This is a genomic window from Pseudomonas sp. Marseille-Q5115 (assembly GCF_916618905.1).
GTDB classification, from domain to species: domain Bacteria; phylum Pseudomonadota; class Gammaproteobacteria; order Pseudomonadales; family Pseudomonadaceae; genus Aquipseudomonas; species Aquipseudomonas japonica_A.
In genome coordinates this window covers 2,658,612-2,683,726 of the sequence record NZ_CAKAKI010000001.1, presented here as the reverse complement: position 1 = coordinate 2,683,726, position 25,115 = coordinate 2,658,612, and the positions used below count along the sequence as shown (strand labels likewise).

The window sequence follows — 25,115 nt, the reverse complement described above, 5'->3', positions numbered from 1 at the left end:
CGTTTCCGGGCTGGGCGACAGCTGAATTCTAATCGCTCACGCATAAAAAAGCCCGCCGAAGCGGGCCGGGGTAAAGCAAGTGATCAGTCGTCGCGGCTCATCAGGCCGAACAGCTGAAGCAGGCTGACGAACAGGTTGTAGATGGATACATACAGGCTGACGGTGGCCATGATGTAGTTGCGCTCGCCGCCGTGGATGATCGCACTGGTCTGGAAGAGGATGCACACCGAGGAGAACAGCACGAAGCCGGCGCTGATCGCCAGGTGCAGGCCGCTGATGTTGAAGAACAGGCCGGCCAGGGTCGCGCCCAGCAGCACGAAGAAGCCTGCGGTGATGAAGCCGGAAAGGAACGACATGTCCTTGCGGGTAATCAGCACGTAGGCCGACAGGCCACCGAATACCAGGGCAGTCATGGCAAACGCCGAACTGACGATTTCCGCACCACCGGCCATGCCCAGGTAACGGTTGAGCACAGGGCCGAGGATGTAGCCCATGAAACCGGTAAGGGCGAAGGTGGAAACGATGCCCCAGACCGAATCCTGCAGCTTGTTGGTGAGGAAGAACAGGCCATAGAAGCCGATGAGCACCACGAACACGTTCGGGTAGCGGACGTTCATCTGCTGCGCGGCGAAGGCGCAGACCGCGCTGAAGGCCAGGGTGAGGGCCAGCAGGCCATAGGTATTGCGAAGTACTCGACTGACTTCCAGCTCGGCGCCCTTCGCGCCGTGGCTGAGGGTGTAATCCTGTTCGCGCATGGCGAAACTCCTTTAGGTCGTTGATGAGGCGATTGAACAGGCCTTTCGGCCCGGGGGCAAGCGCCGTATCCGCCCCGGAAATCTCTAGTCGCAAAACAGCATACCAAAGCGGCGCGGTAGGGCGAGCAGCAGTGTTTGACAGCTTGTTTCATTCCGGTATGATGGCGCCCGCAATACGAGGAGGTGTGGCCGAGTGGTTTAAGGCAACGGTCTTGAAAACCGTCGATGGGCAACTATCCTAGAGTTCGAATCTCTACGCCTCCGCCATCATTTTTCATCAAAGCCCTGATTATTCAGGGCTTTTTTGTTTGTGCGGTTGGCCAGCCCTAGCTTGTTCCTTGGTTTGTCGGTTGGCTTTGGGCGGGCCTCGGAATCCCGAGCCTTTGCTGCGCCGGCGTCAGGGCTTTGCGGGTTGGGTGACGCCATTGCCATTGTCTTGGTCTTTCAGTTGATCCACTCTGGATCCTGCCAGCATCTATACGCTTGCTTACCTAGCAAGACGCCCCGGCTCAGTTTGTATACCCCATAGGTCGACGCTGCCGCGCCAAATGCCGGCAATGCAAGGTATATCCAAAAGCGTATAGGGTTCGCTGACACTGTCAGGTGTTCCCAAACGCGATGCCTACGCCAGCCGGTCATGGCATTGAAGCTCTGGTAGAGAAGGGCGTTCAGCACGTCGCTTACGAATAACACCATACCCGCCCCGCACAAAAGCACGCCTAACAAGCAGTAAAAGCGAATACGGTACCCTGGAATCATTACGCTGCCTTGGCCAATCGAATGTTCCCATCTTAGGCCTAAGTAGGTTCGGTGCGAAGCACATGATGGTCGTGGCGCCTACACCAACTTGTTCACGCTGGTGATCTGCTTGTTCCAGACCATCTCATAGTGGCCGGCCTGAATGATCGAGGCTACCCGGCGGGGAGTCATCAGTGCCCAGCAGGTATTACCTGGCGAGCGAACCGAGTGATAACGCAGGCCGGGGGCTTTTGCTTTCTTTACGTCCCGCCCCAGTAGCCTGGATGCACTGTAATCGTCTGGCGCGTAAATCGCGTGGGTGGGCGGCAGAGCCGTGGCGTCCAGTATCCCCGTTTCGTCGAACCGGCACGCCAGGCCGCGAAACACGAAGCGCTCGTAGCTCAGCCCCTGAACCTTGCTCCAGTAAGCCTCTTGATGATAGCGGACCTCGGCAAGCGCGGTTTCCATGGTGTCGGCCAAATACAACACCCCGAACGTGCCGTCGCTGAAGCGGGAGCCATTGGGATTCACGTGGGTGAAGGGGGCCGTGGCGTACGCGCACCCTGTGATCCCGAACGGGATTTCACTGCGTGGAATGAGATCGAGCATGCCTATCTCATTTTGCAGGCGCGGGTTGGTCAGCGCCTGAACCTGGTAAAGGATCTCGAACTCCTCCGCGTTGGCGACATCGTCGAACAGATCGATTGGAGGGTACTTGGAGTTCACCAGCCGATAACACTTGAGCGTGTCGCCGCCAAGTGCGGTCAGCTCCACCGCGCTTACCATTGGGCGCCCCGCAGCGCGTCGATACGGCGAAAGCTTTCATAAAGGCTGATGAATGAACCCGTGGACATCACGTCCAGAGGCGCCTGCCCATTGAAGAAATCATTGTCATTCTTCAGGGAAGGAAAGCCGTACACGTTTTCAGGGTTGTCGAAGATCGTGCGCAGCGCCGCGTGTATGTTGAGGATGAGACTGATACGCGCGAATTGATCGCTGTCCAGACTTACGGTGCGGTCCTGATCTTTGGCGCGCGCATAAGTGCTGCGTGATATCCGCAGGGTGTTTTCGATTTGGCGGGTAGTGGCTTTCCACCGTTCCATGATGGTTACCGCTGTGCGCAACGCGACTGCCCCCGCGTCCTTGGTGGAAAGTGCATGTGCGTTGATAGGCTGGCTCATCAGGATCTCGTGTGCTTAATCTGTAGACACAAAACTATAGTATATGAGTCTATGGATCAACTCCTTCGCAATTTTTCAAGTTCATCCGCCGCACGGGATCGGCTCGCACGGTTCCAAAGGTTCAGGTAGGGCATAAACGTGGAGGTTGGGCATGAGCATTGATCCTGAAACCCCGGGCGTTACCCCCGATATATTCGAACCTGTAAAAGGCATTCCCGAGCCTGACGTGGACCTGGACGATCCTGCGGTCAGCGATCCACTGCCCTCGGATGCTACCGAGCCTGCCGAGAACAAGGAGCGCGTGGGCCCATGAGCAGGACCGTTACGGCCCAGGACCTGAACTTGACCCTGCACAATAACGATGAAGCCAGCCTGTTCAAGTGGCTGATCGCCAGTTTCCTGATGGGCAAGCGCATCCGCGCCGAGATCGCCGCGCAGGCGTATCGAGTGATCGTGGACAAGCATCAGCTCGATACACCGCGCAAGCTTGCCCGTTGCCGTCATGCCGACCTGGTGGCCATGCTTGGGGAGGCGGGCTATGCGCGCTATGACGAATCCACTGCCGACCGCCTGGTTGCCCTGGCGCAACGGTTGAGCGACGAATATGCCGGTAAGGTAGTGAACCTGCATCACGCAAGCGCCGATCTGTCCGATCTCGAACAGCGGCTCCAGGCCTTCAAGGGTATCGGCCCCAAGACGGTGGAAATCTTCATGCGCGAGGCCGGTAGGGCGCTGTATGGAGCCGCACACCCTTCTAGTTCGGGATTTTTAGAGCAGTGATACCATTCTGACACTATTGCGATACAATTGCCGCCGGCCGATTCGAGCCATAGCCAGTGAAGGCACAAAGGAGCGGTAATGAAAGCGGGACATTTTGGGGCGGTCTTTGCCCTCGTTGCATCGTTGGGGCTTGGTGGTTGCGCCAGTATCCTGGGCGAGTCGAAATACCCGGTAAACGTATCGAGCGCGCCGGCTGGCGCTTCGTTTGAAATTACCGACAAGAGTGGGCAAGTGATCCATTCGGGCAATACGCCCAGCACGGTCACGCTCAAGTCCGGAAAAGGCTATTTCTCCGGCGAGACCTATACCTTGCGTTTCAAGAAGCAGGGCTATGCGGACAGAACAGTGACGCTCGACTCAAGCTTGAGCGGTTGGTACTGGGGCAACATTCTGTTTGGCGGCCTGATTGGCATGTTAATCGTCGATCCAGCCACGGGCGCAATGTTCAAATTGCCAGAGCAAGCCTCGGCCGACATGGGTATGCCACTTGCGGCTTCCAACCCAAGTGACTTGACCGTAGGCACGGTCGACTCGCTGACCGAGGCGCAGCGCGCGCGTCTGGTTCCGCTGAACTGAAAGGTTGCAAGGCTCAGGGAATACTGTCCCTGAGCCTTGCATGCGCGCGGGCCGTCTGGAGCGTGCGTTCAGAAATCGCACGCCGTCATATCGAGTCGCTCAGCCTAAGCGCACTCTCTCGCCACCCGTGCGAACCCGGGCGACAGCAGGCTGCGCTCGTACACGAACACCTTCCCGCCCTCTCCGGCCTTGTAAGCGTCGATCACGTTATCGGCGGCAATCGAACTGGGCACCACAATCCTGTAATTACGCTGGCCCTGGGTAAGGGTAGGGTGGAAAGCATGCTCCTGTAACCGGGGCATGACGCAGGCAGCATAAGCGTCGGGGCTTTTACTGGTTTGCAGGGCGAGGGTCGGTTCGTTGGGCGCGGAGGCGCAGCCTGTCAGAGCACCAAGGGCAGCCAGGCTGCAGATAGCGAGTGAAGTACGCACGGTGTGAATTCCTGGATCGTTCCTGGCCGGGAGGGCGCGGTAGGGAGTACCGATATTTTCCCGGGCAGCGAAGCGAAGCGGAATGCATCAAGCGTGATGGTGGGTATTGCCAATAGCAATAGTGGCAGCCCGCCTGGCTTACTCCTTCTTCATCAACCCCGCCAGTGCGGCGAACGGGTTGTGCGTGGCTTTGGCAACGGAAGGCGTGCTCAGGGAGCCTTCAGTGAAATACTGCTGATCGGTATAGCGGGCGTGTTCGTTGTCATGACAATACAGGCACAGCAGCTCCCAGTTGGAGCCATCCTGCGGGTTATTGTCGTGATTATGGTCGCGGTGGTGCACGGTGAGTTCGCTGAGGCGCTTGCCGGAAAACTCCCGGGCGCAGCGGCCGCACACGTGGGGGTACATCTTCAGGGCCTTGTCGCGATAACCGCTTTCGCGCTCGCGCTGGTTGTCGGCGAGGATTCGATCGAGCTTGGAGGTATCGGTGGCCATGATGCACCTGTGGTCTGTGTGAGCGGCCATTTTATAGCCCGCGCGCAGGTTGCGCCACGGCCTCGGGCCAATGGTGGCGCCGAGCATTATTTCTTCTTCTTTCCCTTGAGCGCTTTCAACCGATCGCGCGCCCGTTGCACCACGGCGGCACGCTCTGGGCGCTTGAGGCGTTTCCAGGCTTTGATTTCTTCCTTGGAGCGGCCACAGCCCCGGCAAACACCGTCGCTGAGTTTGCAGTCCGAAGTGCAGGGGTTTTCGACGTCTTTGCCCAAGGGGCCTCCAATGCGGTGCTTCGATTGCTCGTAGCGAAGCATACCGCGAAGCGAAGCGTCCCGCCCTGGCCCGGAACAGGTGCGCAAAGCGTACAAAATGCACCTCCGTGGGTCGCCAGGCCGCCAGTGGGGCCTGTGTTCCCGGCTGCCCTGTCACCTGACCACTTGGTCAGCTTCTTGCTTTACACTAGGCGGGCACAATCAACCTCGCGGACGGATCATGCAAAACCTCAATGTGATAATCGCCGGTGCAGGCATGGGCGGGCTAAGCGCGGCGATCGCCCTGCGCCAGGCGGGCCATAACGTACACCTCTACGAGCGCGCGGCTGAGTTGGCACCTATCGGCGCGGCTATTTCCATCTGGCCGAACGGGATGAAGGTACTGCATGCGCTGGGTGTCGGTGAGGCGGTAGAGACCGTGGCGGGCGATATGCGTGCGATGAGCTATTCCACCCATACGGGCGAGCTGTTGACCCGCTTCAGCCTCGACCCGCTCTACCGCCAGGTGCGCCAGCGCGCGTGCCCCATTGCCCGTGCCGAACTGCAACGGCTGCTGCTGGAGGCGGTGGGGCCGGAGCATGTCACCCTTGGCGTAGGTTGCGAGGGCTACACCGAATCGCAAGAAGGTGTGAGCGTGCGCCTGTCTACGGGCGAGCCGGTCCAGGCAGACTTGCTGATTGCTGCCAACGGCACCCACTCGGCGCTGCGCAATACCGTTGCAGGCGAGCGGATCGACCGTCGCTACTGCGGCTACGTGAACTGGAATGGCCGTATCAGGATGGACGCCGCCTTGAGCGACCGGCATGAGTGGGCCCAGTTCGTGGGCGAGCACAAGCGGGTGTCGTTGATGCCGATGGGCGCCGACGAATTCTACTTCTTCTTCGACGTGCCCTTGCCTGCGGGCACGCCCAACGTGCGCAAGCAATACCGGGAGGAATTGCAGGCGCACTTTGCCGGCTGGGCCCAACCGGTACAGCAGTTGATCGACCGCCTGGACCCGGCCGGCATTGCCCGGGTAGAGATCCACGACACGCAAAGGGTGCCTCATCTGGCGAGCCAGCGTGTGGCATTGCTGGGTGACGCCGCCCATGCCATGACGCCGAATATTGGCCAAGGCGGCTGCCAGGCCATGGAAGACGCCTGGGTGCTGGCGCGCAGCCTGGAGGGGGCGAGTTCGGTCCAGGCCGGCTTGCAGCGCTACGAGGCGCAGCGCGCCGACCGTGTTGCCAACCTGGTGCTCAAGGCACGGGAGCGGGCGGCGATCATCCATGGTGAAGACGAGACAGCAACCCAGGCCTGGTACGCCGAGTTGCCGGGCAGTGAAGAGGCGATCATCGCCGGGCTGATCAAGACCGCAGCCGGCGGCCCGTTGTAGGGTACTAAAGCTCGTACCGGGTGGTTAACGGCTGCCTTGGTAAGCGGGAGGGCGAGCGCTAGGCAGCCGCCGCCCCCTCCTTGGGCCGGATCGTCGCGACATGGCGTGTATAGCAGGTACTATCAGGAGGCACATCCTTGTTGATGAATGCCATGGCGCCGATCGTGACGTTATCGCCGATATGAATATCTTCGCCGATGATACAAACGTTGGCGCCCAACTCAACGTTGTCCCCGATGTAAATCAGGCCTTTCTGGCCGCTGGTGCGCACGCCAATCGTGGTGTTCTGGCGAATGAACAGATTTTCCCCGATGCGCGCGGCGTCGGCGATTACGATACCGGTTCGATGGGCAAAGGTAATGCCGGCCCCGATTTCGGCCGCCAACATAATATCTATCCCGTGGGTGCGAACGAGGCTGGCGTGGATGCGCCGGGCGATCTTCGGATAATTCAATACTCCCTTGGGCCGCCGGTAAAAATATTGCGCCAGCCGAAACCAGAACAGGTAATGCTCCTGTTCCCTTTGGAGAATGCGACGAAGCATTCGCTTGGGCTTGAATGGCTTATGTTCGCCACCCATGACTTCGATACGCCAATAGCGCTTGAGTGTGTGCCAGTCCATCGCGTTTCCTGCCTGATGCGGTTATGTGACGCAGGATTGCATTATGTAACAATTTAGACGTGTTTACAGTGGCCAGGCAGACGGCTCTACATGGCAGTTATGAGAGGTCGCTGGGGTACCCCATTGGCGTGGACACCGTGCGTCAGGGTTGGCGGCTACAGGAACGAGTCGCGAACGGGGAGCAGTTGTGCCTGGATCGCAGCCTTGTCGATCACTGACCACACCCGGCGGATCTTGCCCGCTTCGAACTGATAGAACACGTTCTCGAAAAACCGCACACGCTGCCCGTTCACGGCCATCCCGAACAGCTCCCCCGCTGGTGTGCAGTCGAAGGCTAGGCGGCTGGCGATATGGGGCGGTTCGGCAATGAGCAGAGTGGTTTCAAACCGCAGGTCTGGAATTGCGGCAAAATCTCCTTCCAGCATGGCGCGGTACCCTGCTAACCCAACGGGGGCATCGTTGTATTCCACCTGGGCATGAACATGCTCGCCCAGCCTGCCCAGGTCCCGTTCGTTGAGGCAGGTCAGGTAGGCATGGTAGAGCGTAGGCAACTCGTGTTCAGCCATGGGTGAGCCTCATTGAATTGGCGAGCCTGTTCAGTAACGCACATCCACTTGTATCGATCGGCCCTCGGCCTGGCGTTCGACGTAACACACGATACGCTTGCCTACGCGCTGGAAGATGAGGTCCAGGCTGCTATCGCCAAAGCCGATGTGTTGCACTTCCAGCCGTGAGATACCAAAGGGCAGTTGGGGGCGGGTGATGGTGATCTTGCCCCGCTGCGCATCAATAGAGATACCCAGGCAGGCTTGCAGCAACATGAACACCGAGCCGGCCGCCCAGGCCTGCGGCAGGCAAGCCACAGGGTAGGCGATAGGTGACTCGCCAGGCGCGCGTTCGAAGCCGCAGAACAGCTCTGGCAGGCGCATGTCGAAATGGCTCGCCGCCTCGAAGACACCCCCCAGCAGCCGCACCACGCCGTCATGTAGCCCATAGCGGCCTATGCCCAGTGTGCAGAGGGCAACGTCGTGGGGCCATACCGACCCGTTGTGATACGACATCGGATTGTAGCGGGCCGCTTCCCGCGCCAGGGTGCGCACGCCCCAGCCATTATGGAAGGCGCTGCCCAGCAGTTGCCTGGCCACCAGCCGGCCCCGTTCAGGCGCGGGCAAGCCTGAGGCCAGCAAGTGGCCTACGTTGGAGCCCCGCACACGACACGGCCGGTTTTCACCGTCCAGCGCCAAGGCATAAAAGTGCTGATCCTCCTGCCAGAAATGCCGCTCCACGGCCTGCTGCATGCGCTTCGCCTGCTGGGCCCAGTGCAAGGCAGCGGCCGGGTCGCCTCGGCCCTCAGCGATGTACGCCAGGCTTTGGTAAGCCTCGAAGGCGTAACCCTGGACTTCGATCAGGGAAATGGGCCCCACCGGGCTGTCGCCGTTCTCGTGGAAGATCGAGTCGTGGCTGTCCTTCCAGCCCTGGTTGGCCAGGCCCGTGCTTTCTCCGCGGGCGTAGCTGATAAACCCGTCGAGGTTGCGAGCGGCGTTCTGGGTCAACCAGCCAGCGGCGGCTTCGAGGTGTGGCCACAGGTTGTCGATGAATGCCCAGTCATCCACTCGGCGCACATAGGCGCCCGCCAGTGCGATAAACAGGGGCGTTGTGTCCACCCCGCCGTAATAGCGGCCGAAGGGTAGCTCGTTCAGCCGGGACATTTCACCTTGACGGGTTTCATGCATGATCTTGCCCGGCTCGGCGTCCCGGAAGGCCGACGTTTCCTTCGCCTGGTGCTCGGCCAGGTAGCGCAATACCCCTCTCGCGAGGGTGGGATCGAGCCACAGCAACTGCCGCGCGGTAATGATCGCGTCGCGGCCGAACGGCGTGGAGTACCACGGGATGCCTGCATAGGGGTAGGGGCCTGTGGGAAAATCCGCAGTAAGCAAGGCGACGTCAGCGCGGGATTTATCCAGCCAGCTCTGGAACAGCCGACCAGAAGCAACCAGCCGCGCGCCCTGGCGCTGCTTCTTGCGCATCGCCAGCCGGGCCCGCGCCGCGCATGCCCGGTAGTGCTCGCGGCAGGGCGCCTGGTTAACAGGGCCCACCAACACATACAGGGCCCGATCGGCGTGGGGCGCCAGACTTACGTGAAACTCGGCCACGTTTTCACTGAGCATCGCCGGCGCTTCGGAGAAGCGGATTATGTTGTTGCGAACGTGGTCATCCAGCCCCTTGTAGCTCATGACAACCTGGCCGTCACTGACCACGGTAGGTTCCAGTGTGCCCCGGTGGGGCCGGGGCGCACCGCGTACCTCGAACATGTCGCGAAAGTCCCCGGCAAAGTGCAGTGCAACGGAAAGCGCCGCGGTCGCATCGCTGTAATTGGTCAGCACGATGCACTCGTGCATGCTGCCTTCCCAGAGGAATCGGCGCCGCTCGATGTGCAGCACCCCTTGCGGCGCGGAAGTTTCCCCGATCACCGGAAGTGGGTGATTGGTGAAATGAGACGTGGAGTAGACGTTGTCCTGGCTGACCGAAGCCGAGAGCAGGCAGGGTTGCTGGCCGGCCACGCTCAGGCGGTAATCCGACAGTACCCGGGTATCCTGATAGAACAGCCCGTCGGCGCCACCGGTGATGTCGCCGAACGAGTTGGTGACCAGAAACATGTCGCCTTCCACCAGAACGTAATCTTGCTGGCCGCCTGTGCTGTTCATGGGCGTACGCCTGTGTTCACGGTCAGCCTGTGGGCGGCCTCCCATAAAGGAGCGACGTGGGTAATCTTCATGCGTGCCTCCGACGTAGCATCCAGGGGGCGTCAGAAGCAAGTTAGGCCGTAATCCGGGACAACGCTGCGCGGCGGTTGCTGCTGGAACGTTCAGGGTGGACTGCGCCCTGCCGCCTATCGTTCAGCGTGCCCGGATCAGCGGTCCCCACAGCTACGGGCGTGATGAAGAAAATCTGCGCCCAGCCAGTCGGCCCTTGTAGCGGGGCGGTTCAGGTATCCGATCCCGGCTCGGCCGTGGCCCGCTCCGCGCGGCGCGCCCTGCGCTGACGGGGGCTGGGAAGGCGTGGCTGGTCCGCACCGGGGTCGTCGGCGCCTTGGGTGTCCCATTCCGAGCCCTCGGGCAAAGGGGCAGGGCGAGGCGCTGCGGGTTCGTTCTTCCCGAGGCGTCGGCGGCGGAAATCGCCGAACAACACCATGCTGGCCGCGACCGCTGCGATCACTACCAGCACAACCACACCGCCCCCTACCTTGTAGCCACGATGATGCGGCCGTGGGCCGTCGTGACTGTCACCCTCGCCGCCCACGGCGGGCCCGGCCGAAATGCCCAGGGCCAGCACAAGGAACGCACATCGGGTTAACGCCTTCATGTCCATAAAAAAACCGCTGATTCCATAGGCTGGCTGATGCTATCCAGCCACTATGCTACCCCGCCTTGTGACAGTTGTCTGGGCCCACGGACGAAGCGCGTAAATAAGGAGAAAACAAGGAGATTGGTTCCCGGCCCTTGCCTGCACCGGCCACCCTCGGCTAAATGGACGGCCGCGCGTTATCGTCACAGGAGTTCTCTTGGCCCGTTCTACCGTTACAGAAGCTCAAACCACCGTGGCGCCGGCCGCTGATACCCGCAGCCGTCCCTCGGCGGCGCTCATCGTGTCGCTGCTGCTGGCCATGGTGCTCGGCGCCCTGGACCAGAGCATCCTGGCCACGGCGCTGCCGGCCATTGCCAGCGACCTGCACGGGATCGAAAGCCTGAGCTGGGTGGTCACGGTGTTCATGCTCACCTCCACCATCAGTGCGCCGTTGTACGGCAAGCTGTCGGACCTGTACGGCCAGCGGCCATTGTTCATGCTCAGTATCGGCGTGTTCGTGGCGGCGTCGGTGCTGTGCGGGATGTGTTCGAGCATGGGTCAGTTGATCGCTGCGCGTGGCCTGCAGGGGCTGGGGGCAGGGGGGCTGATGACCCTGTCGCAGATCGTGATCGGGCGTTCGGTCAAGCCCAGCGAGCGTGGGCGCTACCAAGGTGTGTTCTCCGCTGCCTTCGCCATCAGCAGCGCCCTGGGGCCGCTGCTTGGTGGGTTCATCACCTCCAACCTGAACTGGCGCTGGGTATTTTTTATCAACCTGCCGCTGGGCGCGCTGGCCATGGCAGGGCTGTTCCGTAACCTTCCCGCGTTGCAGCGTCAGGCCCAGGTGAGTGTGGATTATGCCGGGGCGGTGGTACTCGGCGTTGCCACGTCGGCGTTGTTGTTGCTGACCCATGCGTACTCGTTTTCCGCCGAGGGCGGCGTGGCCATCCCGCTGGGCCTTGGCGTGCTGGCACTGGCGGGGTTCGCCCTGCTGTACCGGGTAGAGCGCGCCGCTACCGCGCCTATCATCGACCCGGCGCTGTTTGCCAATCGTCGCTTTACTGTGGCGATCTGCGCCATGGCCGCCATGGCCTTCGCCATGATGGGTTCGCTGGTGTTCATGCCGCTGTATTACCAGGCGGTGCTGCATCAAACCCCTACAGAGTCAGGGTTCATGACGCTGCCGCAGGTGGTGATGATGGTCATCAGCTCCTTTGTGGGCGGGGCTATCTCTACACGCCGGCAGAATTTCGTGAACCTGCTGCTGGTTGGCGTGGCGCTCGAATGCCTGGGGCTGTGCCTGCTGTTGGCCTTTACCCGCGCCGGCATGAGCGCGCCGTGGTTCTTCCTCACCATGGGTGTGCTCGGCCTGGGCATGGGCGTAGGCATGCCCAACGCCACGGTACTGGTACAGAACGCAGTTGCGCCGTCGGTAATGGGCGCGGCCACCGCGGCGTTGGCGTTCTGCCGTTCGCTGGGCGCGGCGGTTGGGGTGGCCACTGCTGGCGGCATCATGAGCTACATCCTGGCGCGCGGCGCGGCGGGGTTGCCGATATCGCTGTCGAGCGTGCAGCTGGGCAATGCGCAAGCCCTGGCCGCAGTGCCTGCCGACCAGCTGGAGCAGGTAACCGAGCTGTACCGCAATGCAATCAACGCCAGCCTGTTCGCCGGTGCGATCGTGATGGGCATCGCCGTGCTGCTGGTGGCCTACCTGGCTTGCCGAGATCGTAGTGTGGCGCGGCAAACGGCTTGAGCAGGGATTCGTCGTGGGGTGGGGACAATTTGCTAACCTAGAGCCCGTATGTCCGACAAAGGATTGCCCGCCACGATGCCAGCCCCTGATGGTTTACCCCGCAATAAGCTGATCCCCGCCGTTATCGCCGTATGCCTCGCGGTAGGCATGGCGACGCTGGACACCGCCATCATTAACACCGCCTTGCCCACCGTCGCCGGTGGGATCGGCGCCACCCCCGCCTCGGTCATCTGGGTAGTGAACGCCTATCAGCTCGCCATGGTGGCCACGCTGCTGCCGTTTGCCTCGCTCGGTGAGGTGCTGGGGCCGCGGCGGGTGTACCTGGGCGGCTTGCTGGTATTCGTGGTGGCCTCGCTGTTCTGCGGGCTGGCGTGGTCGCTGCCCAGCCTGGCGATCGCCCGGGTGGTTCAAGGGTTGGGCGCGGCGGCGTTGATGAGCGTGAATGCCGTGCTGCTGAGGCATATCTACCCGTTCGCCCGATTGGGTCGCGGCATGGGCATCAACTCCCTGGTGGTGGGGCTGGCGTTCACCCTCGGGCCGACGCTGGCATCGGCGATTCTGTCTTTTGCCAGCTGGCATTGGTTGTTTCTGATCAACGTGCCTCTCGGGCTGCTCGCCATGTGGATGGCCAGCCGCAACCTGCCCCTGATCGAGCCTGCCAGCCATCCCTATGATCGTACCGCCGCCGTACTGTGCTCAGGCTTGTTCGGCTTCACGGTGCTGGCGCTCAGCTCGGGGGTACAGGGCGGGCATGGGGTGTTGATCGGCGCCGAACTGGCCGTCGCCCTCATATGCGGCGTGTTGCTCGGGCGGCGCCAGGCTGGCCATCCGGCGCCCATGCTGGCGGTGGACCTGTATCGCCTGCCGGTGTTCGCGCTGTCGTCGCTCACCGCGGTGTGCGCGTTCTGTACCCAAGGGCTGGCGTTCGTGGCGCTGCCGTTTCTGTTGCAAGAGCAGCTGGGCCACAGCCAGGTGGCCACAGGTTACCTGATTACCCCGTGGCCGGCGGTGGTGGCAGTGATGGCGCTGATTGCCGGGCGTTTGTCGGATCGCATCGCACCTGGCCTGCTGGGCGGCCTCGGGTTGCTGGTACTGAGCCTGGGCATGGGCGCGCTGGCCTTGCTCGAACCTGGCGCGAGCGCGCTGGACATCGGCTGGCGAATGGCCGTTTGCGGTGCCGGTTTCGGCTTCTTCCAGTCACCCAACCTCAAGGCCCTGATGACCAGCGCACCGGTGTCGCGCAGCAGTGGGGCGAGCGGGGTAGTGGCGTCGTCGCGGCTGGTGGGGCAAACCCTGGGGGCGGCCCTGGTCGCTTTATGCTTCCACCTGTTCAGCAGCGCCGGTGCCCAGCTGTGCTTGTGGCTGGGCTGTGGTTTCGCGCTGGCAGGCGCGGTGGCCAGCGGTGCCAGGTTGTATGCCGTGCCCGGCCGGTCACGCGCCTGACACAGGCGCGTGGGCGTTCCGCTCGGCCACCAGCCCGCGCAGGATCAGCCGCGTTTGAGTGAACAGCAGCTCGCGCACCTGCAGCATCCGGGCATGGTTTATTTCGTCCCAGCCCATTGCGCTCAGCACTTGCAGGCGCATCACGCGAAACACCATGCCCTGGCTGATGATCGAGAACGAGTGCAGTACGGTGCGCTCGTCGTCCACGGCATAGCCTGACAACCTCGCGATGATTTGCCGGCTAAGGCCACCGATACGCTGGTTGAAACTTTCGTCCAGCATCCGGAACGCCGCCGGTGGCCCTTGACCTGCCTGCTCGCGCGCCATGAACAACCGCCATTGCGCGGCGTGCGGGGTGTCCTGGATGAAGGACACGAACCCGCCCAGCATGCCGAGCAGCGCGTCGATCAGTTGTTCGTCTTCCACCCGTGGATCGCCCAGCGCGGCGCTGGCTGCGGTTACCGCCTCGCCTAGCTGTTCCTTCATGCGGTCCAGGATGAAGCCCATGCAGGCGAGGTACAGGCCTTCCTTGTTGTCGAAGTAATACTGCAATGCCGGGGCATTGACCCCGGCTTCGCTGGCGATTTCGCGGGTGGAAGCGCCTTCGTAGCCCCGTTCGCCGAATACGCGTACTGCCGCGTGAATCAGCCGGGCGCGGGTTTCCTCGCCCCGTTGATAGCCGCCCTCGGCGGCAGGTTTATGTCGTGCCATGGCATGCGGCCTGTGCAAAGGTATCGGCGCAAAATATATCAATTGACAAAAATTTGCCCAGCCTTGATTTTATTCCGACTGGAATATTTTGGAGTCATGCATGTCTGCCGAGCAGTCATTGGGTGCGCAACACCGCCTTGCGCCCACAAGCCCCGAGCCTGGCAATACACGCACGTCGCGGGGTAAACGCGTACTGCGGATGCTTGCGCTGATTGCCTCGTTGGCAGCCGCGGGGTGGGCCGGTTACTGGTGGCTGGAAGGGCGTTTCTTTGAAAGCACCGATGACGCCTACCTGCAGGCGGACAGCCTGACCGTTGCGCCGAAAATCAGCGGCTATGTGGCCGAGGTGTTGGTCAAGGACAACCAGGCAGTGCATGCCGGCGATGTTGTCGCGCGGCTGGATGCCCGTAAATACCAGGCCGCGCAGGACGAACGCGAGGCGACCGTGGCCTCCCGCGAGGCAGATGTGGCCAGCGCGCAGGCCCAGCTTGCGCAGCAGCAGGCGAGCGTGGGCGAAAGCCAGGCCCAATTGGCTGGCGCCCAGGCCGACCTCAAGCATGCCCGTGCGCAGGTGGCCCGGTATGCGCCCCTCACACGTTCCGGCGCTGAAACCGAAGAACACCTGGCTGACCTCAATAACGAACTGGCCCGCGCGCTGACCACCGTGGCGGCCCGGGAAGCGGCCCTGCGCTCGGCACAAGCCCGGGTGGGCACGTTGCAGGCGCAGCTCAAGCAAGCCCGCGCGCAGTTGGCGGTGGCCCAGGCAAGCGGAGAGCAGAGTGGCCTGGATTTGGCGGACGCCGAGTTGCGCAGCCCGGTGGACGGTCGCGTGGCCGACCGCGCGGTGCGGGTAGGGCAGTTCGCTCAACCGGGCACCCGCCTGATGACCATCGTGCCGCTGGAGGCGATTTATCTCACGGCCAATTTCAAGGAAACGCAGATCGGCCACATGCGCCCGGGCCAGGCCGTCACGGTGAAAGTGGACGCGCTGCCCGGCCAGCCCTTGCAAGGCCATGTGGACAGCCTGGCCCCGGGCACCGGCGCGCAGTTCGCGCTGCTGCCGCCGTCCAATGCCACGGGTAACTTCACGAAGATCGTGCAGCGGGTGCCGGTTCGCATTCAGCTGGACATCCCGGACAGCCTGAAAGATGTGCTGGTGCCGGGGTTGTCCGCCACGGTGGACGTGGACCTGCGCAGCGGTGCGCAAAGCGGTTCGGACGGGCGCCATGGCTGAGGCGTCCACACCTCCGGCCAATGCGTCGCTTACCGACTGGATCGCTGTGATTGCCGGCTCGCTCGGCGCCCTGCTGGCCACGCTGGATATCTCCATCACCAACTCGGCGCTGCCGCAGATCCAGGGCCAGATTGGCGCCACCGGCACCGAAGGCACCTGGATCTCCACCGGGTACCTGATGTCCGAGATCGTGATGATTCCGCTCGCGGCATGGCTCACCCGTGTATTCGGGTTGCGGCGCTTCCTGATTGCCACGGCGGCGCTGTTCAGCCTGTTTTCCATGTATTGCGGGCTGTCGAGCAGCCTCACCATGATGATCATCGGCCGCATCGGCCAGGGCTTCGTTGGCGGGGCAATGATCCCTACCGCGCAAACCATCATCCGCACGCGTTTGCCGGCGCACCAACTGCCTATCGGCACCACGCTGTTTGGTCTCACCGTGTTGCTGGGGCCATTGCTGGGCCCGGTGATCGGAGGATGGCTGACCGAGAATATCGACTGGCGCTGGTGCTTCTTCCTCAACCTGCCGATCAGTGTCGCGCTGATTGCGCTGTTGTGGACCGGGCTGGCGCCGGAAAAGGCCGACGCGCGGCAGTTCTTCGAAGCCGATTGGCGCGGCATTGCAGGGCTGGCGCTGGGGCTGAGCTCGCTGACCGTGGTGCTCGAGGAGGGGCAGCGCGAGCGCTGGTTCGACTCCGGCCTGATCTGTTCACTCACGGTGTGCACCTTGGTGGGTTTCGCCTTGGTAGCCTGGGGGCAATTGAGCGCCAGCCGGCCGATCCTGCGCTTGCAGCTGCTGGCCAATCGCAGCTTTGGGAGTGTGCTGTTCATCGGCACCGTGATCGGGGCCGGGCTGTACGGTACCGCGTACCTGGTGCCGCAGTTCCTCGCCACTCTGTCTGGCTATAACGCCGAGCAGGCCGGCGGCATCATGTTGCTGTCGGGCTTGCCGGCCTTTCTGTTGATGCCGTTGCTGCCGCGCATGCTTAAAGTCCTGGACCTGCGGCTGCTGGTGGGGGTGGGCTTGCTGATCTACTGCGCCAGTTGCCTGTGCGACGTTTACCTCACGGCCGAAAGCGTAGGGCATGATTTTTATGCGTCCCAGCTGCTGCGAGGCTTTGCGCAGATTCTGGTAATGATGCCGCTGAGCCAGTTATCCATGGGCAGCGTGGCGCCCCGGGATGCCGGTGACGCCGCCGGGCTGTACAACATGGCGCGCAATCTGGGCGGGACAATCGGGCTTGCCCTGATCGGTGTGCTGGTGGACCGCCGCAACCATTTTCACGACGCAGCCATTCGCGAATCGGTCAGCGCTAACAGCCCGTTGGCGCAGGACCAACTGGCAGCCCATGCCGCCGGTTTCCTCGCGCAGGGAGGGGACCCTGCCTTCGCCGAACTGCAGGCGTTGGGGCAGTTCGCCAATGACATTGCCCGCCAGGCATCGGTCATGACCTTCAACGATGCGTTCCTGTTGCTGGGGTTGGTGATGCTCGCCTGTGCGCCGTTGGCTTTCATTCTCAAGGGGCGCCCGGCGCCCGTGGTGGTTCGTTCATGATTCGACGGCTGGTTTTACCCTTGGCGCTGATTGCCTCGGGCGGTTGTACCGTGGGCCCGGATTACCAAGGGCCATCTTTGGTGGCTGGCAGCACGTTGGCCGCGGCGCGCTTGCCGCACGCACCGTTGGCCGTGGAGAGCGCGCCGACAACTGCCCGCTGGTGGGAGGGGCTGGGCGACTGGCAGCTCGATGGGCTGGTTGAAACCGCCCTTCGGCAAAGCCCGGACGTAGCCTCAGCCGAGGCGCGCCTGCGGCAGAGCCGGGCAGGGTTGCGCGGGGAACAGGCCAGCGGCCGGCCGAAGGTAAGCGCGGGCGCCACAATGCTGCGGATGCGGTCTCCCGACACCCGCGCCCTGGGTACCGGCGACGGGCGTGGGCCGCTGAGCCTGTACCTGGCCAACTTCGATGCCAGCTGGGAAGTAGACCTCTTCGGCGGCACACGCCGCGCCGTCGAAGCGGCCAGCGCCAGTTCCCAAGCCAGCGAGGCACAGCTGGCTGACGTACAGGTAAGCCTGGCGGCGGATGTCGTGCAGGCCTATGTGGACCTGCGGGACCGGCAAGCCCGCCTGGCCCTGGTGGAGGCGTCCAGCGCCAGCGAAGACCAGGCCTTGGAGCTTACCCGCCAGCGCCGTGAGCGCGGTGTGGCGTCGCAATTGCAGCTCGAGCAAGTCCTCACTCAGGCGGACACCACGCGCGCGCAACGCCTTCCGCTGCAGGCCGACATCATCGAAGCCTTTGACCGCTTGGCTGCCCTCAGCGGCCTGGAACCGGGAGCACTGGACGCGCAACTGGGGGCCGCGCGGCCTTTGCCCCAAGTACCGGCAAGCGTGCCCCAGGCCGACCCCGCCGCGTTGCTCAAGGCGCGCCCGGACGTACGGGAAGCGGAACGGCAGCTGGCATCACGCCACGCACAGATCGGCGAAAAAACAGCCGACTGGTTTCCCAAGCTCAGCCTGTACGGCAGCCTCGGGTTCAGCGCGGGGGACCCCTCGCACCTGGCACGCTCGGATAACGCCACCTGGCTTGCAGTGCCCCGGTTGACCTGGAACGCGCTGGATTTTGGGCGAGTGGCGGCTTCCGTGAACGCTGCCGAGGCGGGACGTGACGAAGCCCTGGAGCACTATCGAGGCGTTGTGCTGGTGGCGTTGCGCGATGCTGACACCGCCCTTGCAAGGTACGGTCACCAGCGGCAGAACGTGGTGCTGCTGCGAGACATCGAAGCATCGGCCACGCGCGCCGCTACCTTGACCGGCGAGCGCTATCACGCGGGTACCGCCAGCACGCTGGATTGGCTGGACGCTGAGCGTACCCGCTACCAAGCGGAGCAAAACCGCGTGGCCGGCGATGCCCAGTTGCTGAAAGATTTCACCGCCTTGCACAAGGCCTTGGGGCTGGGCTGGGCGTTATAGCGGTTATGGCCCACGCCTGCCGCCAGAAGTTGAAACACTGCGCGCGGCGGATGATCCAAGGGTGACCGGGCGCGGCGATCAAGCAGCCGTAGCCCTTCACAGGGAGGAACCTATGGAGATGCCTGAAGCAGTATTTGAAGACCTCGAAGCCACTGTGACCTACTTGCTGGACCAGAAGCTCTACCTGGCCACTGCCGAGTCCTGTACGGCCGGGTTGATCGCTGCGGCGCTGGGCTCGGTGCCTGGTGGTGGCAAGGTAATGGAAAGCGGTTACGTGGTGTATTCGCCTACCGCCAAGCACCGTTTGCTGGGCGTGTCGGCACAAACCATCGATCGGTTCGGGCTTACCAGTGAGGAAGTAAGCCGGGAGATGGCACTGGGCGCGCTGCGCGACAGCGAGGCCAATGTGGCGGTGGCCACTACCGGCGTGGCTGGCCCGGACCCTATGGACGATATACCGCCTGGCACCGTGTGCTTTGCCTGGGCATTCGGGGTGGGTGGCAAGGCCGCGTTGTTTTCCCGCACCGAGCGATTCTCGGGCGACCGCCAGGCGGTAATTCGCCAGGCCGCTTGCCATGCATTGGCTGCGCTCAAAGGCTTTCACCAACGTGCCCAGGCCGGCGAAACGGATTAGCGAGGGGAGGCAGGCAAACGAAAGCCGCCCGAAGGCGGCTTTCTTCACACCCTACCACTTACTTCTTGAGCGCGCCCAGCTTGCCCAGATCAGCCCCGGTCATCGGGTCTGCATCAGGGTTGGAAGCGGTACGCAGCTTCATGGCTTCTACCACTTCCAGATCTTGCGGTGGCAGGTCCACAGTTGCCAAGCCATCGCCGCCGTCCACGGCCGGGGTGGCTTCGCGTACTTCCCAGGTATCCACCGCATTTTCGCCAGTGTTCCAAGGGCCTTTCATGTCATCGCCTTGCGACATGTTGAAGTACACCGATGCAAACTCAGGCTTGGGTGGCAGCTTGCCTTGAGGGAAGTTCGGCTGAATGGCGTGCAGCGCCTTCTCGAACGACATCTGGTGAGCTACTTCGCGAGTCATCAGGAAGCCCAGCGCATCACGGATGCCCGGATCATCTGTCACGTTGATCAGCCGCTCATACACAATCTTGGCTCGTGCTTCAGCGGCAATGTTGGAACGCAGGTCGGCGGTAGGTTCGCCGATGGTGTCCACATAGGCTGCGGTCCATGGCACACCGCCCGAGTTGATCAGCGCGGCGCCACCGCCATACAACAGGCTGGTGATATGAGAGTCGTTACCCGCCCCGGTGAGCGAGCGATAAAGTTCACCCTCTTCCTGTACACCTTCTGCCAACTGGCCGCGCGCACCTTTGTTCAACATCACAATGATGGAACCAATGATTTCAAGGTGGCTAAGTTCTTCGGTGGCAATGTCGTACAGCATATCTTTACGACCTGGATCTTCCTCGGTCACTGCCTGGGTGAAGTAACGCATGGCAGCCGCAAGTTCCCCTTGGGCGCCCCCGAATTGTTCGAGCATCAAATTGGCCAGGCCCGGGTTGGGCGCGGCAACACGTACGGTATACTGCAGACGCTTGTTATGTATGAACATACTTTCGTCCTCGGTTCGTCACGGGTTTGAAAAAGGTTCCATTACAGGTCGTTGCCTGGTTCCCCTTCTGTGGCATCGCGCAGCTCATGGCTGCTTGTGCCGTACTCCAGGCTTCGCTTCAGCAGGCCAACTACTTACCTAATCTTTAGCGTCCCAGTGTTTGTAACTTCGCTTTCATAACCAAGTGGGCAATCTCTCGGTTACATGGATATAGGGAGCTATCGGGGACGATGGTTCATTTAAAAAACCTATCGTAACGATGCAAGTACTCAATGAAGTGGGGCAAACGCAGGCAGCGCGGGGTGTCTGCAGCTTTTTTGCGGGCAAAAAAAAAGCCTGTCCGAAGACAGGCCAAAGTAGTGTTGCCTTGAATTCGAGGCGCATCAGCCTTTGGGGTTGTGCTCGATGGCCAGCTTGTAGAAGGTAGCGGCGCCGCCTTCGGTGGCATAGCCAGTGTTGTCCTGGGTGTACACGCCTGCCTTGAAGTACAGAGCCTGCGAAGCCCAGCTGGTAGCAACTTTGCTGCCCCACTGGAAGCCTGCGGCGTTCACGGTCAGGCTGCCGGTAGGGGTAAGGTGAATGGTGTAGGTGAAGCGCTGGTTCATCGGCACTTTCTGCGCCACGGTGATCACGGCAGGTTCCGAGTCCGGAGTAACGCGGAACTTGGCGACGATGTTCCCGAGGCGGCTGGCATCTTTCCACTGGTACTCAAGCTTCAGCATCGGCTCGGTGCTACCGTTGCAGTGAATCTGCCCGATCACGATCTTGCCCGTGGAAGGCACCTGGTTCACAGCTACAGCGGCGCGCAGCATGTTATCCGCAGCGGTGTATTTCCAGTTGTACAGGCTACCGTCAGCTTTGGTTTCGCGCAGCTCGGAGCGAGGGTATTTGGCGCTTTTGGTCGTGGTGCCGGTTACCGGGGCCCAGAAGAAGAGGGTATCACCCGATTTGAAGAAGCCGTCGGTATAGCCGCTGGCCAATTTAGGGGTGTCGATGGTGATGGCCGGGCTGCCAACGGGGATGCTCAGGTTCCAAGTGTCCAGTGCGATCATGAAACAACTCCAATACGTAACAAGGGGCCGGCAAGCGCGCTGCTCACCATCTGGTTACTTGCTGTTTCGGCACTGGTCGCCAAGGCTGAAGGGCCCGAATTCAAGGGGTTTCGCCAGATTTTCGGCTTATCCCGGTCACTGATGGCCTTATGCCTTTATCCTGCGGGGTAGTAGCAATATGACATGTGCCAATCTTTTCAAGGGTTTGCGCTGGATCATTGGCGTCTATAAATTGGCGGCTTCGTGAATTCCACCGGCGCCATTCGGAATTTATTGAGCCAGGAGCCGACGAGCGGTTGCCAAATTATTCGGGTTTGTTGCAACTCACCGCTTCGTAAGCGGTCCCGTTTAGGAGGTTGTGGTCAAAATGCCATCAATACTGGCCCAATAACATAAACCACTAACGTTCAATTTAGCCGACGAACGGTAAAGTGCTGAAAGCGCCCGTACTTATTGGGCTGCAATGGCTTGGCGGTTTTCAGGCGCCAATCGAAAGGCGTGCCATCATTAACAATTTTGATTCATCTATATATAAAACGGCCGCCCCGCTTAGCGCCAGGATGGTGCTAGGTCTTATCCGCACTCGGCACACCGAAGTGTGATGTGCCGAATCACTGGTAACGCCTGACATGATCGATCTCTCCACCTGGAACCTCAGCATCCCCGTAGGCTCCCCAGCCAAGACCATCGAAACCCCTGCATTGGTGAAAGGGTACAAGGACAAGTATTTCCGCAAGGACGGCAGCAAGCTCTACTTCTGGGCGCCAGTGACCGGGGCTACTACCGCAAGCGCCAAATACCCTCGCAGTGAGCTGCGCGAAACCTACGCTGACGGCTCCCTGCGCAACTGGAAATACACCGAAGCGGATAATTACCTGCGCGCCAAGCTCACCGTGAACAAGGTGCCGTCGAGCGGCAGGATTGTCATTGGGCAGATCCACCAGTACAACAGCAACGACCCGCTGCTCAAGGTCGAGTACCAGTACATGGATGACGATCGGCTGGGCAATATCGTGGCCAAGCTGCGCAAGACACCTAGCCAGGATGACCCCACAGTGATCACCGTTGCCGAAAAGGTGCCACTGAACGAAGCGTTCTCCTACGTGATCACCCTGACCAAGGGCGGCAAGCTGAGCGTGGTTGCCGCCAACTACGGCTGGAACACCGAGCTGAGTTCCAAATGGAAGGAAAAGCCGCTGTACTTCAAGGCCGGTGTGTACACCCAGGATAACTCTGGCTATAGCAAGGAAGGCGGCCGGGTCACCTTCGAGAACCTGTCGGTTTCCCATAAGCACAAAAGCTGACCCACGCGCCGGCCCTCCGGCAAATGAAAGGCTGGTGAAAGCTTCGTGAAAGCCTTTGCCTTTAGCCTTGCGCGCGCTGGCGGCCGGCCAGCCGATTACAGGCATCCCTGTCGATCGGGAAGCCCTGCGCGCGCGGTGCAGGCCTCATTATCGTGGAAGTGAATATGTTGAAGAAAGCAAGCGGGGCGGTGCTGGCCCTGGCCGTTTCGATCGCCAGTGGTTCTGCCCTCGCGGCCGAGGCAAAGCGGGTAGATGTGCTGCTGATCGGTGGCGGCATCATGAGTTCCACTCTCGGCATCTGGCTCAACGAGCTGGAACCGGGCTGGACCATGGAAATGGTCGAACGCCTGGATGGCGTGGCTGAAGAAAGCTCAAACGGCTGGAACAACGCCGGTACCGGCCACTCCGCGCTGGCAGAGCTGAACTACACCCCGGAAGACAAGAACGGCCACGTCGAGATCGCCAAGGCGGTCGAGATCAACGAAGCCTTCCAGATCTCCCGCCAGTTCTGGTCGTGGCAGGTGCGTAACGATGTGCTGAAGAACCCGCGCTCGTTCATCAACTCCACGCCGCACATGAGCTTCGTATGGGGCGACGACAACATCGCCTTCCTGAAAAAGCGCTACGAAGCACTGAAAGCGAGCCCGCTGTTCGCCGGCATGCAGTATTCCGAAGACGCCGCCCAGATCAAACAGTGGGTGCCGCTTATGATGGAAGGCCGCGATCCGAAGCAGAAGATCGCCGCCACCTGGTCGCCAATCGGTACCGACGTGAATTTCGGTGAGATCACTCGCCAGTTCGTTGGCCACTTGCAGGCTCAGCCAGGCTTTTCGCTCAAGCTGTCCAGCGAAGTGGAAACCATCAAGCGTAACGACGACGGCAGCTGGCACGTCGAGTACAAGAACCTGAAAGACGGCACCGTCAGCGAAACCGACGCGCGCTTCGTGTTCATCGGCGCCGGTGGCGGCGCGCTGCACCTGCTGCAAAAGTCGGGTATCCCTGAAGCCAAGGAATACGCAGGCTTCCCGGTAGGCGGCTCGTTCCTGGTGACCGACAACGCGAGCGTTGCCGAGCAGCATCTGGCCAAGGCCTATGGCAAGGCATCGGTTGGCGCACCGCCCATGTCGGTGCCACACCTGGACACTCGCGTGCTGGATGGCAAGCGCGTGATCCTGTTCGGGCCTTTCGCCACCTTCTCCACCAAGTTCCTGAAGAACGGCTCTTACCTGGACCTCCTCACCAGCACCACGCCACACAACGTGTGGCCTATGACCAAGGTAGGTATCGGGCAGTACCCCCTGGTGGAGTACCTCGCCGGCCAGCTGATGCTATCGGATGACGACCGTTTCAACGCGCTGCGTGAATACTTCCCTAACGCCAAAAAGGAAGACTGGCGCCTGTGGCAAGCCGGCCAGCGCGTGCAGATCATCAAGCGGGACGAAGAGAAGGGCGGCGTGCTCAAGCTGGGTACCGAGGTTGTAAGCTCCGCCGATGGCAGCATCGCCGGCCTGCTGGGCGCATCGCCTGGTGCCTCGACCGCCGCGCCGATCATGCTCACCGTGCTGGAGAAGGTGTTCAAGGACAAAGTGGCTACGCCTGCCTGGCAGGAAAAGCTCCACCAGATCGTGCCCAGCTATGGCACCCACTTGAACGACAGCCCTCAGCGCGTTGCCGAGGAGTGGGCCTACACGGCCAAGACCCTGCAACTGGCGACCCCGCCGGCTATCGAGCAAGCGACCGCTGCGGCACCGGCTGCCACCGCTCCGGCAGCTCCTGCCGCCGCAGCGCCGGCTGCAGACATCGCGCTGTAACGCACTATCCGGCGGGGCTGCATCCCAGATGGCGCCGCCGGGCCTTCCTTTCCCCGCTCACGCCTCGCCGGCGTGGCGGGCGACTATAGACGCCCCGATCGCATAAAATTGCCCACCGGCCACGTAGTGGAGGCTGCGCAGCGCTGGGTCGGCTTCTTCGAACTTCCAGTGCCCGTCGCGAAATACCCGGCTGTCTGCCCAGGCGCCTGTCACCTGTGCAATGAACAGGTCGTAGGTAGCCTGGTTATGCGGCTCCGGTATCAATGTGCAAGCCAGCCAGGCGCAGCAGCCGTTTACGAATGGCTGGTCATGCCCCTCGAACGCCTGTAGGGCCACGCCACAGCGGTCGAGCTTGGCGGAGTCATCGTTCAACGATCGGTTGCCCACGTCATGGGTAAGCTGGGCCTGCGCGGCGGTGGGTACCTGTATTACAAAGCGTCCTGCCTGCTCCACGAGGCTGCGGGTGCGCGTGCTTTTGTCCAGGACCACGGTGAGCTTGGGCGGGTCGAAATCCAGCGCGCATGCCCAGGCGGCGGCCATGACATCGTCTACCCCGTCATGCCGGGCAGACACCAGCACGGTAGGCCCGTGGTTGAGCAACCGATAGGCTTTTTCCAGCGGTACAGGGGCAATGTAATCGTTCATTCATAGTCCTCGGGCTGTTTCCACGCAGGGGTGTGACTGCTTTGCGAACAGTTC

The 25,115-nt window shown here is 61.8% G+C and carries 26 protein-coding genes and 1 tRNA gene; 13 read left to right on the top strand and 14 right to left on the bottom strand.

Annotation, left to right across the window (positions count from 1 at the left end; genetic code table 11):
- Positions 1-83: 83 nt before the first annotated feature.
- Positions 84-755, bottom strand: a complete 672-nt coding sequence (locus LG385_RS12425; RefSeq protein ID WP_181117815.1) for a Bax inhibitor-1/YccA family protein — start codon at positions 753-755, stop codon at positions 84-86.
- Positions 756-934: 179 nt separating this feature from the next.
- Between LG385_RS12425 and LG385_RS12420 the strand changes: the two genes are divergently transcribed.
- A tRNA-Ser gene (locus LG385_RS12420) sits at positions 935-1,022 on the top strand.
- Between the two features lie 570 nt (positions 1,023-1,592).
- Here the strand turns inward: LG385_RS12420 and LG385_RS12415 are convergent.
- Complete coding sequence (locus LG385_RS12415) at positions 1,593-2,279, bottom strand: RES family NAD+ phosphorylase (protein WP_225774544.1); 687 nt, start codon at positions 2,277-2,279, stop codon at positions 1,593-1,595.
- Positions 2,273-2,674 (bottom strand): MbcA/ParS/Xre antitoxin family protein, encoded by a 402-nt coding sequence (locus LG385_RS12410; protein ID WP_225774543.1) that lies wholly within the window; start codon positions 2,672-2,674, stop codon positions 2,273-2,275. Before LG385_RS12410 ends, LG385_RS12415 begins: the two co-directional genes overlap by 7 nt.
- A 151-nt stretch (positions 2,675-2,825) precedes the next feature.
- On the opposite strand from LG385_RS12410, the gene LG385_RS12405 reads away from it, so the two are divergent.
- The 3 genes from LG385_RS12405 (at position 2,826) to LG385_RS12395 (ending at position 4,030) form a co-directional block, all read left to right on the top strand.
- Positions 2,826-2,987, top strand: coding sequence for a hypothetical protein (locus LG385_RS12405; protein ID WP_225774542.1), 162 nt, complete (start codon positions 2,826-2,828; stop codon positions 2,985-2,987).
- Complete coding sequence (locus LG385_RS12400) at positions 2,984-3,454, top strand: DNA methylase (protein WP_225774541.1); 471 nt, start codon at positions 2,984-2,986, stop codon at positions 3,452-3,454. The genes LG385_RS12405 and LG385_RS12400 overlap by 4 nt, the downstream gene beginning before the upstream one ends.
- A gap of 78 nt (positions 3,455-3,532) precedes the next feature.
- Complete coding sequence (locus tag LG385_RS12395) at positions 3,533-4,030, top strand: hypothetical protein (protein WP_225774540.1); 498 nt, start codon at positions 3,533-3,535, stop codon at positions 4,028-4,030.
- A gap of 104 nt (positions 4,031-4,134) precedes the next feature.
- On the opposite strand, the gene LG385_RS12390 is transcribed toward LG385_RS12395, so the two are convergent.
- From LG385_RS12390 to LG385_RS12380, 3 genes are all read right to left on the bottom strand, one after another.
- Positions 4,135-4,461 carry a hypothetical protein gene (locus LG385_RS12390; protein ID WP_225774539.1) on the bottom strand — a complete coding sequence of 109 codons (327 nt, stop codon included), beginning with the start codon at positions 4,459-4,461 and terminating at the stop codon, positions 4,135-4,137.
- A gap of 138 nt (positions 4,462-4,599) precedes the next feature.
- Positions 4,600-4,956, bottom strand: a complete 357-nt coding sequence (locus LG385_RS12385) for a YajD family HNH nuclease (RefSeq protein WP_181117847.1) — start codon at positions 4,954-4,956, stop codon at positions 4,600-4,602.
- Between the two features lie 86 nt (positions 4,957-5,042).
- Positions 5,043-5,228, bottom strand: coding sequence for a DUF1289 domain-containing protein (locus LG385_RS12380; RefSeq protein WP_225774538.1), 186 nt, complete (start codon positions 5,226-5,228; stop codon positions 5,043-5,045).
- Between the two features lie 220 nt (positions 5,229-5,448).
- Here LG385_RS12380 and hpxO point away from each other — a divergent pair, with 220 nt between their 5' ends.
- Positions 5,449-6,603, top strand: coding sequence for an FAD-dependent urate hydroxylase HpxO (hpxO, locus tag LG385_RS12375; protein WP_225774537.1), 1,155 nt, complete (start codon positions 5,449-5,451; stop codon positions 6,601-6,603).
- Between the two features lie 58 nt (positions 6,604-6,661).
- Here the strand turns inward: hpxO and LG385_RS12370 are convergent, their stop codons facing one another.
- The 4 genes from LG385_RS12370 to LG385_RS12355 all read right to left on the bottom strand — a co-directional run bounded on the left by LG385_RS12370 (position 6,662) and on the right by LG385_RS12355 (position 10,588).
- The gene (locus LG385_RS12370) at positions 6,662-7,225 is read right to left on the bottom strand and encodes a serine acetyltransferase (protein WP_225774536.1); all 564 of its coding nucleotides are present in this window, start codon (positions 7,223-7,225) and stop codon (positions 6,662-6,664) included.
- A gap of 155 nt (positions 7,226-7,380) precedes the next feature.
- Positions 7,381-7,791, bottom strand: a complete 411-nt coding sequence (locus LG385_RS12365; RefSeq protein ID WP_225774535.1) for an ester cyclase — start codon at positions 7,789-7,791, stop codon at positions 7,381-7,383.
- A gap of 30 nt (positions 7,792-7,821) precedes the next feature.
- Positions 7,822-9,930: an amylo-alpha-1,6-glucosidase gene (locus LG385_RS12360; protein WP_225774534.1), complete on the bottom strand. Its 2,109-nt coding sequence runs from the start codon at positions 9,928-9,930 to the stop codon at positions 7,822-7,824.
- Positions 9,931-10,210: 280 nt separating this feature from the next.
- A complete protein-coding gene (locus LG385_RS12355) occupies positions 10,211-10,588 on the bottom strand; it encodes a hypothetical protein (RefSeq protein ID WP_225774533.1) in 378 nt (125 codons plus the stop codon).
- 199 nt (positions 10,589-10,787) lie between these two features.
- On the opposite strand from LG385_RS12355, the gene LG385_RS12350 reads away from it, so the two are divergent.
- Positions 10,788-12,320: an MFS transporter gene (locus tag LG385_RS12350; RefSeq protein WP_225774532.1), complete on the top strand. Its 1,533-nt coding sequence runs from the start codon at positions 10,788-10,790 to the stop codon at positions 12,318-12,320.
- Between the two features lie 48 nt (positions 12,321-12,368).
- Complete coding sequence (locus LG385_RS12345; protein WP_225774531.1) at positions 12,369-13,763, top strand: MFS transporter; 1,395 nt, start codon at positions 12,369-12,371, stop codon at positions 13,761-13,763.
- Here the strand turns inward: LG385_RS12345 and LG385_RS12340 are convergent.
- Complete coding sequence (locus LG385_RS12340; protein ID WP_225774530.1) at positions 13,752-14,474, bottom strand: CerR family C-terminal domain-containing protein; 723 nt, start codon at positions 14,472-14,474, stop codon at positions 13,752-13,754. The genes LG385_RS12345 and LG385_RS12340 overlap by 12 nt on opposite strands.
- Before the next feature lie 100 nt (positions 14,475-14,574).
- Here LG385_RS12340 and LG385_RS12335 point away from each other — a divergent pair, with 100 nt between their 5' ends.
- The 4 genes from LG385_RS12335 to LG385_RS12320 all read left to right on the top strand — a co-directional run bounded on the left by LG385_RS12335 (position 14,575) and on the right by LG385_RS12320 (position 19,306).
- On the top strand, positions 14,575-15,708 hold the full coding sequence (locus tag LG385_RS12335) for an HlyD family secretion protein (RefSeq protein WP_225774529.1): 1,134 nt from the start codon (positions 14,575-14,577) through the stop codon (positions 15,706-15,708).
- Positions 15,701-17,263 (top strand): DHA2 family efflux MFS transporter permease subunit, encoded by a 1,563-nt coding sequence (locus LG385_RS12330; RefSeq protein WP_225774528.1) that lies wholly within the window; start codon positions 15,701-15,703, stop codon positions 17,261-17,263. The genes LG385_RS12335 and LG385_RS12330 overlap by 8 nt, the downstream gene beginning before the upstream one ends.
- The gene (locus tag LG385_RS12325; RefSeq protein WP_225774527.1) at positions 17,260-18,672 is read left to right on the top strand and encodes an efflux transporter outer membrane subunit; all 1,413 of its coding nucleotides are present in this window, start codon (positions 17,260-17,262) and stop codon (positions 18,670-18,672) included. The genes LG385_RS12330 and LG385_RS12325 overlap by 4 nt, the downstream gene beginning before the upstream one ends.
- A gap of 118 nt (positions 18,673-18,790) precedes the next feature.
- Positions 18,791-19,306 (top strand): CinA family protein, encoded by a 516-nt coding sequence (locus LG385_RS12320; protein WP_225776234.1) that lies wholly within the window; start codon positions 18,791-18,793, stop codon positions 19,304-19,306.
- Positions 19,307-19,364: 58 nt separating this feature from the next.
- Here LG385_RS12320 and LG385_RS12315 read toward each other — a convergent pair whose 3' ends face one another.
- Together LG385_RS12315 and LG385_RS12310 are read right to left on the bottom strand one after the other, a co-directional pair.
- Positions 19,365-20,249, bottom strand: coding sequence for a manganese catalase family protein (locus tag LG385_RS12315; RefSeq protein WP_181117833.1), 885 nt, complete (start codon positions 20,247-20,249; stop codon positions 19,365-19,367).
- A 383-nt stretch (positions 20,250-20,632) separates the two neighbouring features.
- Positions 20,633-21,301: a polysaccharide lyase family 7 protein gene (locus LG385_RS12310; protein ID WP_225774526.1), complete on the bottom strand. Its 669-nt coding sequence runs from the start codon at positions 21,299-21,301 to the stop codon at positions 20,633-20,635.
- Positions 21,302-21,930: 629 nt separating this feature from the next.
- Between LG385_RS12310 and LG385_RS12305 the strand changes: the two genes are divergently transcribed.
- On the top strand, positions 21,931-22,605 hold the full coding sequence (locus tag LG385_RS12305; protein ID WP_225774525.1) for a polysaccharide lyase family 7 protein: 675 nt from the start codon (positions 21,931-21,933) through the stop codon (positions 22,603-22,605).
- A gap of 164 nt (positions 22,606-22,769) precedes the next feature.
- Entirely contained in the window at positions 22,770-24,416 is a 1,647-nt protein-coding gene (gene mqo, locus LG385_RS12300) for a malate dehydrogenase (quinone) (protein ID WP_225774524.1), read from the top strand.
- Positions 24,417-24,473: 57 nt separating this feature from the next.
- Here the strand turns inward: mqo and LG385_RS12295 are convergent, their stop codons facing one another.
- On the bottom strand, positions 24,474-25,061 hold the full coding sequence (locus tag LG385_RS12295) for a flavin reductase family protein (protein ID WP_225774523.1): 588 nt from the start codon (positions 25,059-25,061) through the stop codon (positions 24,474-24,476).
- Between the last annotated feature and the right edge of the window lie 54 nt (positions 25,062-25,115).

Coding starts and splice junctions, on each gene's coding strand:
- LG385_RS12325 (WP_225774527.1), top strand. CDS start 17,260: ATGATTCGACGGCTGGTTTTACCCTTGGCGCTGATTGCCTCGGGCGGT.
- LG385_RS12320 (WP_225776234.1), top strand. CDS start 18,791: ATGCCTGAAGCAGTATTTGAAGACCTCGAAGCCACTGTGACCTACTTG.
- LG385_RS12365 (WP_225774535.1), bottom strand. CDS start 7,791: ATGGCTGAACACGAGTTGCCTACGCTCTACCATGCCTACCTGACCTGC.
- LG385_RS12415 (WP_225774544.1), bottom strand. CDS start 2,279: ATGGTAAGCGCGGTGGAGCTGACCGCACTTGGCGGCGACACGCTCAAG.
- LG385_RS12315 (WP_181117833.1), bottom strand. CDS start 20,249: ATGTTCATACATAACAAGCGTCTGCAGTATACCGTACGTGTTGCCGCG.
- hpxO (WP_225774537.1), top strand. CDS start 5,449: ATGCAAAACCTCAATGTGATAATCGCCGGTGCAGGCATGGGCGGGCTA.
- LG385_RS12425 (WP_181117815.1), bottom strand. CDS start 755: ATGCGCGAACAGGATTACACCCTCAGCCACGGCGCGAAGGGCGCCGAG.
- LG385_RS12370 (WP_225774536.1), bottom strand. CDS start 7,225: ATGGACTGGCACACACTCAAGCGCTATTGGCGTATCGAAGTCATGGGT.
- LG385_RS12355 (WP_225774533.1), bottom strand. CDS start 10,588: ATGAAGGCGTTAACCCGATGTGCGTTCCTTGTGCTGGCCCTGGGCATT.
- LG385_RS12335 (WP_225774529.1), top strand. CDS start 14,575: ATGTCTGCCGAGCAGTCATTGGGTGCGCAACACCGCCTTGCGCCCACA.
- LG385_RS12400 (WP_225774541.1), top strand. CDS start 2,984: ATGAGCAGGACCGTTACGGCCCAGGACCTGAACTTGACCCTGCACAAT.
- LG385_RS12330 (WP_225774528.1), top strand. CDS start 15,701: ATGGCTGAGGCGTCCACACCTCCGGCCAATGCGTCGCTTACCGACTGG.
- LG385_RS12310 (WP_225774526.1), bottom strand. CDS start 21,301: ATGATCGCACTGGACACTTGGAACCTGAGCATCCCCGTTGGCAGCCCG.
- LG385_RS12305 (WP_225774525.1), top strand. CDS start 21,931: ATGATCGATCTCTCCACCTGGAACCTCAGCATCCCCGTAGGCTCCCCA.
- LG385_RS12295 (WP_225774523.1), bottom strand. CDS start 25,061: ATGAACGATTACATTGCCCCTGTACCGCTGGAAAAAGCCTATCGGTTG.
- LG385_RS12385 (WP_181117847.1), bottom strand. CDS start 4,956: ATGGCCACCGATACCTCCAAGCTCGATCGAATCCTCGCCGACAACCAG.
- mqo (WP_225774524.1), top strand. CDS start 22,770: ATGTTGAAGAAAGCAAGCGGGGCGGTGCTGGCCCTGGCCGTTTCGATC.
- LG385_RS12395 (WP_225774540.1), top strand. CDS start 3,533: ATGAAAGCGGGACATTTTGGGGCGGTCTTTGCCCTCGTTGCATCGTTG.
- LG385_RS12345 (WP_225774531.1), top strand. CDS start 12,369: ATGTCCGACAAAGGATTGCCCGCCACGATGCCAGCCCCTGATGGTTTA.
- LG385_RS12410 (WP_225774543.1), bottom strand. CDS start 2,674: ATGAGCCAGCCTATCAACGCACATGCACTTTCCACCAAGGACGCGGGG.
- LG385_RS12340 (WP_225774530.1), bottom strand. CDS start 14,474: ATGGCACGACATAAACCTGCCGCCGAGGGCGGCTATCAACGGGGCGAG.
- LG385_RS12405 (WP_225774542.1), top strand. CDS start 2,826: ATGAGCATTGATCCTGAAACCCCGGGCGTTACCCCCGATATATTCGAA.
- LG385_RS12360 (WP_225774534.1), bottom strand. CDS start 9,930: ATGAACAGCACAGGCGGCCAGCAAGATTACGTTCTGGTGGAAGGCGAC.